Source organism: uncultured Frigoribacterium sp., from assembly GCF_963515265.1.
Classification (GTDB): domain Bacteria; phylum Actinomycetota; class Actinomycetes; order Actinomycetales; family Microbacteriaceae; genus Frigoribacterium.
In genome coordinates, this window is record NZ_CAUPYL010000132.1 from 1 (window position 1) to 7,354 (window position 7,354).

A 7,354-nucleotide genomic window follows, 5' to 3' on the forward strand; every position below is an offset into this window, starting at 1 on the left:
GGCCAACGGCGTCGGCGACCGCGTGCGCGTGGTCCGCGCCGACGCGGGCGACGCCCTGGCTGAGGGGTCGGCCGACCTGGTGCTGCTCAACCCGCCGTTCCACGTCGGGGCGGCCGTGAACACCGGGCTCGCACCGCGGCTGTTCGACGCGGCCGCGCGGCTGCTGCGTCCCGGGGGCGAGCTCTGGACCGTCTACAACTCGCACCTCGCGTACCGACCGGCGCTCGAGGCGTCGGTCGGGCCCACCCGGCAGGTGCTGCGCACGCCGAAGTTCACGGTCACGGCGTCGACGCGTCGCTGACGTCGGCGACGTCCGGCCCGCCCGCCCCGTCGAGGTCGCTCGCGACGTCCGGGTCGTCCAGGGCCACCGACGCCGCGATGTACGCGAGCAGGGCCTGGGCGTAGGCGTCCTCGGCATCTGCGGCGGTGAACACCCGCTCGTCGCCGTCGATGACGACCCTCACCTCGCTGTCCCCGGTGCCGACACGCGTCAACGACCGGAACGCACGCGACAGCAGGAGGCGCAGCTGGTCTTCCCGAGGCAGCCACAGCGAGTCGTCGGCCGCCACCGAGTCCAGGGCCCACTCGGTGGTGCCGTTGAAGCCGAGCACGGTGCCGGTGGGGTGCTCGTGCGCCTCGATGGTCATCTCGCTCAGCGTGAAGACGTCCTCGGCGAAGCCGACGGTGTCGATCACGAAGCGGTCTCCCGTGGCGGGGCGCCACCGCAGCCCGCTGTCGGCGAGGCGGCGGGCGAGGTCGACGTCGATCATGCGTCCATCTTGCGCCCGACGCGCCGTCACGACCCGCAGGCCGTCACATGAGGCATATACCATCAGTGCATACAAGCGCTAGAGGAGGCGGCATGAGGAACGAAGCAGCAGGGCACGGTCCCGGCACGGTGGGGCGGCGAGCGCTCCTGATCGGCGGCGCAGGGGCGGCCGCGGCCGCGGTGACGACGAGGGGAGCACCGAGCGCGGCCTGGGCGGACGCCGCGGACTGTGCGGTGACGCGTCACGACGACGCGGGCGCGGCGACGCTCGACGAGGCGCTGGCCGCCGTGCCCGAGGGCGGCACGCTCACCGTCACGCGTCCGTGGAGCCGGGCGGCCCCGCTGGTCGTCGACCGGCCCGTCACGATCGTGTTCTCCGGAGCTGGCCGTCTCACGATGACCGCCGACGTGGCGGCGATCGAGGTGCGCGCCGGCGGGGTGACCCTGCGAGACGTCGTGCTCGCCGGTACCTCGGGCAGCCGCACGGGTCTGGGGCGCGGCATCGTCGCGGCCGGGACGGTCGAGGCGCCCATCGACGGTCTCCGTGTCGAGGGCGCCACCATCACCGGCTTCACGCACGACGGGATCTTCGCCTCCTTCTGCCGGTCGTTCACCATCGCGGGCTGCACCATCGGCGACGTCGCCTACGCGGGGGTGCTGATGCTCTCGTGCTCGTACGGGGTCGTCCGCGACTGCACGATCGACGGCGTCAACCAGCCGTCGCCCTACGTGAACAGCTACGGCGTCATCGTGTCGCGGGACGACACCGTTCCCCTCGCGCAGGCCCCGCGATCGTCGATGATCCTCATCGACTCGAACACCGTGTCGGGCGTCGCCTCGTGGGAGGGCATCGACACCCACGCCGGCGAGGGCATCGTGGTCACCGGCAACACGGTCCGCGACTGCCGGGTCGGCATCGCCATGGTGCCCTGCAAGCACGAGGTCGACCGCGGCTCGACCCTCTGGGCACCTCTCGACGTGGTGGTCTCGGGCAACACGGTCGAACGGGTCGGCCTCGACGTGCCGGGTGCCGGCATCGTCGTGAAGGGTGCCGGCGACACCGTCGGCTCAGCTGCCGAGCGGGCCACGGGGGTCGTGGTCGACAACGTGGTGCGGGGGCACGGCGGGGGCAGCGAAGGGGGGATCGTGCTCTATCTGACGCGTGACGTCATCGTCAGCGGCAACGCGTTCGAGTCCTGCGTGGGCAGCGCCCTCGTGCTGTACCACTCGAACGACGCCGTCATGCTGCTGCGGAACTCGGCGACGGTGCTGCGACCGGCGTCTCCAGGAGGCGCGATGGCGGTCGTCACCGTGCGCAGCGGCGCGAACACGGGGACCATCTCGTCGACGCGCTTCGAGGCGGGCGGCGACGCACCGGCGAGACCGGTCAGGGGCGTCGCCGTCGGCCTGGCGGGCAACGAGCTCGACCTGTTGGGGAACGACTGGTCGCAGACCGACCTGGCCGTGTGGGGCTCGAAGTCCGTCGTCAACAGGTACGGCGACGGGGCCTGACGTCGGCGACCGCTCCCCTCGCGCTCACGGTGCCGACGTCGCCGTCACCGTGCCGTGCGTGAGGGGAGCGCTGGCGGGGGCTGCGCTCTCGTCGCCGACCGTCAGGTCGACCGCGCGGGCAGGAACGAGAGCCGGCGGAGTGCCGGGGCCGCGGGGCGCTGTTCGTTCGGCACGTACCGGTAGTACGGATCCGTGCCGCGGCGATGACGGGTCATCGTCAAGATGGCGCCCCGAGGCCGGGTGCCGACGGCCGTGAGGCGGTCGACCGCCCGCCGCACGTCTTCGCGACGGGTGCGACCGGTGGCGACCACGAGGAGCATCGTGTCGACGAGCCGAGCGATCAGGGCGGCGTCCGTCACGGAGAGCAGCGGCGGGGTGTCGATCACGATCACGTCGTACGTGTCGCCGAGCGTCGAGAGCAGCGTCTCCATGGCCTTCGACGAGAGCAGCTCGCTCGGGTTGGGCGGGATGAAGCCGGAGGGGACCACCGTCAGCTCGTCGCGGCCCCAGGGCTGCGCCACGTCGTCGAGCTCGACCTTGCCGATGAGCAGGTCCGACAGCCCGACCGCGCCCTCGAGGCCGAGGACCGTCGCCAGGGCCGGGCGGCGGAGGTCGGCGTCGACCACGACGACTCGTAGGCCGGAGTCGGCCAGGGCGATCGCGAGGTTGGCCGTCGTCGTCGTCTTGCCCTCGGATGCGGTGGACGACGTGACGCCGATGGTGAGGGCGCCGGCCACGTGGTCGGTGTCGAGGTACTGGATGTTCGTCCGCAGCGTGCGGAACGACTCTGCGTGGGGGCTCGTCCCGTCGTCTCGCACGATGAGGGGTCGACGGGGCATCTGCGCGTCGAACGCGATCTCACCCACCACGGGGAGCTCGATGCCCTGGGGAAGGTCGTCTCGTCCGCGCACCTTGGTGTCGAGGGCTTTGAGGAGCAGGACGGCAGCGGCGGCCGCGAATGCGCCCGACGCAGCGCCGAGTGCCAGGTTCGCCCGAGTGTGGGGGCTGCTCGCGGAGGCCGCCTCGACGGCGGGGGTGACGAGCTCGAGGGTCACCGACGGCACGCCGGGCGAGACCTCGGGCTCGAGCTGCGTCGTGACCACGGTGACGAGGCTGTCGGTCACGGCGTCGGCGATCGCGGCTGCCGTGGTCCTGTCGGTGGCCGTCGCAGTGATGGTCAAGATGACGCTCGACGTCGTCGCGGAGGCAGCCACCTGGTCGGCTAGACGGACTGGCGTGGTGTCCAGGTCGAGCTCCTCGATCACCGGGGCCAGCACCCTGGGCGTGGTCACCAGGTCCTTGTAGGTGGTGAGCTTCTGCTGCGCGGCGTTCGACCCGGTGGCGATCTCGGTCGCCGACGACTCGGACTGGCTGCGGACGGCGACGAACACCTCGGTCGTGCTCGCGTAGGTCGGGGTGATGGTGGCGGTCAGGGCCGCGGCGGCGCCGACGCCCAGCACGACGCCCAGGACGACGACGAACCAGCGGGCGACGATCGCGCGCGCGATGTCGATGGCGGGCATGGCAGGGCCTTTCGGGTGAGGGGAGGCAGCAGGCCGAGGGATCGGCGCAGCTCGGATCGGGTGGGAGCCGACGGCTCAGGCGACGAACTCGAGGACCGCCTCGGCCGTGCGCTGAGCGGCACGACCGTCGCCGTACGGCGTCTCGTCGGTGCCGGGCGTCGGCAGCGATGAGAGAGCGGTCGCGATGTCGGACGGCCGCTCCCCGACCAGCGCGTTCCAGCCGAGCTCGACGGTCTCGGTCCACTCCGTGTCAGAACGGACGGTCACGCACGGACGCCGGAGGAGGAACGCTTCTTTCTGCAGGCCGCCGGAATCCGTGACGACCCCCGACGACGACAGCACGAGACGGACGAGGTCGCGGTACCCGACGGGCCCGCGGACGGCGATGTTCCCGACATCGAGCTGCACGCCGGCCTCCGCTGCCTTGGCGACCAGGCGCGGGTGCGCGAGCAGCAGGGTAGGTCGGTCCTGGCCGGCGAGCCCCCGGATCACCTCGCGGAGGCGCTCCGGGCTGTCGGTGTTCGCGGGCCGGTGCAGCGTGGCGAGGGTGAAGGGTGCGCCGTCGAAGGGCGGTGGAGGAGCCGTCGCGGCATCGAGGCCGTCGCGCACGTCGAAGAGGATGTCGGTCATCACGTCGCCGACGAGGAGGCTGCGCGCGCCGAGGCCCTCCGTGGCCAGGTTCGCCATCGCGCCGAGCGTCGGCGCCAGGCAGAGATCGGCCGTGTGGTCGGTCATGACGCGGTTGACCTCTTCGGGCATGCTGCGGTCGAACGACCTCAGGCCGGCCTCGAGGTGCACGACGGGCACGTGCAGCTTCGTGGCCGCGAGAGCCGCCGCCAGCGTGGAGTTGGTGTCTCCGTAGACGATGACCGCGTCGGGCCGGTCGTCGACCAGGAGGCGCTCGATGCTCTCGAGCATCCGGCCGGTCTGCGCGCCGTGCGACTCCGAGCCGACCCCGCAGTGGTGGTCGGGTCGCGGGATGTCGAGCTCGGCGAAGAACACGTCGGACATCGCGATGTCGTAGTGCTGACCCGTGTGGATGATGCGGTGGTCGCAGAGGCCCGCGAGGGCCCGGGCGACCGGGGCGAGCTTGACGAACTGCGGTCGCGCTCCGACGATGCTGGTGATGCGCACGGGATCCTCCTCGGCGGGCGTGGCGGACGGGGTCAGCGGGCGGTGACGGTGTTGCCCGTGCCGTCGCCGACCTGCTCGGGGGCGGCTCCTGTGTGGGTCACGGTGTTGTCGTTGCCCCCGAGCTCGACGCGCGTGACCGTGTCGGCCTCGACGGTCGTGCCCATGCCCATCAGGCTGAGGGTCGTCACGGGACCGAGCGAGAGGGTTCCGCCCTCGCCGATGACGACGACCGTCTCGCACCCGTCGGCGAGCTCCTTCTCGCCGCCGTCGGTGAGGTCCATGAAGGCCACGCCGTCGACGCACTGGTCGTCGGGTGCCGCGGCCTGCGTCGTCGGGGTCGACGTCGGTGTCTCGACGGGGTCGACGGACGACGTGCAGCCGGTCAGGGCGAAGCCGAGGGCGGCGGTCACGGTGAGGGGGAGGAGGAGCGTCTTCTTCGTCATGTCACGCTTTCGTGTCGGTACGGTGAGTGTTCGAGGCAGCAACGCACGCGATCGCACGGAGTGATGTTCTCGTAGTAAATATTTTACACTCATACGTGAGATGCGCAAGGAGGAGGCGCCCCCGCGAGTCGCCTCCCCCTCAGCCCCGCGTCAGGGGCGCGGCCCGAAGTGGTAGACCGGGGCGAACTGCTCGGCAGGCGTCCCCGCGTCCTGGGCGAACTCGAGGTGCCAGACGGACGTGCCCATGTACTGGCGCGTCCAGCTCCAGGTCCCGTCGTCCTCGACGCGCGTGCTGGCTATCGAGGTGCCGAACACGTTGCGCACCCTGATCGTCTTGCCCGGCGTGGCGGTGCCGGTGAACGTGAACGGCCTGCCGACCTCGTAGCCGAGAGCCGGGTCGGCCGGCTGGGTCACGGTGACGGCCGGCCCGGTGACGATCTCAGGTCGGAAGCCGTAGACCGTCGCCACGGACTGGCTGGCGAGGCCCTCGTCCTGCACGAACTCGAGGTACCACACGCTCGTGCCCATGGTGACCCGGGTCCACTGCCAGGTGCCGTCGGGGTCGACGATCGCGCGGCCCACGGGGGTGCCCCAGATGTTCTGCACGCTGATCGTGTGGCCGGCGGCCCCGGTGCCGCGGAACGTGTAGGGGGCGTCGGGCGTGTAGCCGGCCGAGATGTCGGCGGGAGCGGTGATGCCGACGGCAGGCTGCTCGACGCGGGGCCGGAAGTCGTACACGGTCGCCGTCGCCTCCTGTGGGCCGCCCTTGTCCTGCACGAACTCGAGCTGCCATGTGCTCGTGCCCATGTGGGCACGGGTCCAGCTCCAGTCGCCGTCGCGGTCGACTCTCCTGGTCGCGATGTGGGTCCCCCACATGTTCTGCACGGTGAGCGTGGTTCCCGGTGCGGCGGTGCCGCGGAACGTGAAGGCGGCGTCGGGCGTGTACCCGGCCGAGACGTCGGCGGGGTTGGTCACGGTGACGCCGACCTGCGGGTGGGGGGCGCGCTCGACGTCGGCCCCCTCGACCGGGGCGGTCCCGAGGGAGACCACGCCCGGGGCGGGCGAGTCGGCCGATGGCGCCCCTCCCAGGTCGACGGGCTGCTCCACCGAGCCGACGAGCCGTCCGCCGGTGAGCTGCTGCACGGTGAGCAGGTGGGTGCCCGCGCCGAGGGAGGTGGGCACCTCGGCGGACCACGCGCCGCCCACGACGGTGCGGTCGGGGACGATCTGTCGGTCGCCGTCGAGCACCCGGATGGTCGCCTCGTCCTGTCCTGTGCCGCGCAGCTGAGCCGGGGTGTCGACATCGTCCGTGTACGTGACGTCGACGGTCGGGGCAGCCTGCGGCGGCGTGACGTCGGCCTGTCGGACGATGGTGTCCACGAGGGCGCCGTCGACGCGCTGCTGGATGCTGAGGGAGTTCGTGCCGACCGAGAGGCCGGTGGCCACGCCACGCCACGCCCCGTCGGCCGCGGCGGTGGTCAGTGTGGTGTCACCGACGCGGATCTGCGCGCCAGGGCTCGCTGTCCCGTCCAACACGGCCGTCTGCCGGGCGGAGTCGACGGACTCGACGGCGCCCGTGAGGGGGTGGTGGTCGGACGGGTCGATCAGAGCGGTTGTCGGCGATCCGCTGACGGGGCCGGTCGGGCCGGGCGGGGCAGCCGCCCCTGCGAGGAGGACGATCAAGCCTCCCGCGGCGACGGCGGTGATCACGGGGCTTCTCTTCATCGTGGACCTTTCGATCGGGGTTCCTCAGTGAACCTCGACGATCATGTCAGATGTAAAAGTAAAGTGTGAAATTGAGGAGGCCCTCGTGGTGGAGCGGATGCTCCGCCACGAGGGCCTCTGGTGTTCGTCGTCGCTCGGGGGTCAGTCCCGGGGGGCGAAGTTGTAGACCGTGGCCTTGTGCTCGTTCACGGTGCCCTTGTCCTGGACGAACTCGAGCATCCAGTTCGAGGTGCCCATGTTGGCTCGGG

Annotated in this window: 7 protein-coding genes; 2 read left to right on the forward strand and 5 right to left on the reverse strand. The window is 71.6% G+C overall.

Annotation, left to right across the window (positions count from 1 at the left end):
* A partial coding sequence (locus RWM17_RS10430; RefSeq protein ID WP_314103410.1) for a methyltransferase occupies nt 1-301 on the forward strand: 301 nt, incomplete at its 5' end.
* On the opposite strand, the gene RWM17_RS10435 is transcribed toward RWM17_RS10430, so the two are convergent.
* Nucleotides 279-770 carry a pilus assembly protein CpaE gene (locus RWM17_RS10435; protein WP_314103413.1) on the reverse strand — a complete coding sequence of 164 codons (492 nt, stop codon included), beginning with the start codon at nt 768-770 and terminating at the stop codon, nt 279-281. The two genes, RWM17_RS10430 and RWM17_RS10435, sit on opposite strands and share 23 nt — an antisense overlap.
* 92 nt (nt 771-862) lie before the next feature.
* Between RWM17_RS10435 and RWM17_RS10440 the strand changes: the two genes are divergently transcribed.
* The gene (locus RWM17_RS10440) at nt 863-2,281 is read left to right on the forward strand and encodes a right-handed parallel beta-helix repeat-containing protein (protein ID WP_314103415.1); all 1,419 of its coding nucleotides are present in this window, start codon (nt 863-865) and stop codon (nt 2,279-2,281) included.
* A 101-nt stretch (nt 2,282-2,382) separates the two neighbouring features.
* Here the strand turns inward: RWM17_RS10440 and RWM17_RS10445 are convergent, their stop codons facing one another.
* The 4 genes from RWM17_RS10445 to RWM17_RS10460 all read right to left on the reverse strand — a co-directional run bounded on the left by RWM17_RS10445 (nt 2,383) and on the right by RWM17_RS10460 (nt 7,106).
* Complete coding sequence (locus RWM17_RS10445; RefSeq protein ID WP_314103418.1) at nt 2,383-3,804, reverse strand: polysaccharide biosynthesis tyrosine autokinase; 1,422 nt, start codon at nt 3,802-3,804, stop codon at nt 2,383-2,385.
* 75 nt (nt 3,805-3,879) lie between these two features.
* Nucleotides 3,880-4,938: a non-hydrolyzing UDP-N-acetylglucosamine 2-epimerase gene (gene wecB / locus RWM17_RS10450; protein WP_314103421.1), complete on the reverse strand. Its 1,059-nt coding sequence runs from the start codon at nt 4,936-4,938 to the stop codon at nt 3,880-3,882.
* 32 nt (nt 4,939-4,970) lie between these two features.
* Nucleotides 4,971-5,381, reverse strand: a complete 411-nt coding sequence (locus tag RWM17_RS10455) for a DUF3060 domain-containing protein (protein ID WP_314103424.1) — start codon at nt 5,379-5,381, stop codon at nt 4,971-4,973.
* A gap of 150 nt (nt 5,382-5,531) precedes the next feature.
* Complete coding sequence (locus RWM17_RS10460) at nt 5,532-7,106, reverse strand: hypothetical protein (protein WP_314103426.1); 1,575 nt, start codon at nt 7,104-7,106, stop codon at nt 5,532-5,534.
* Between the last annotated feature and the right edge of the window lie 248 nt (nt 7,107-7,354).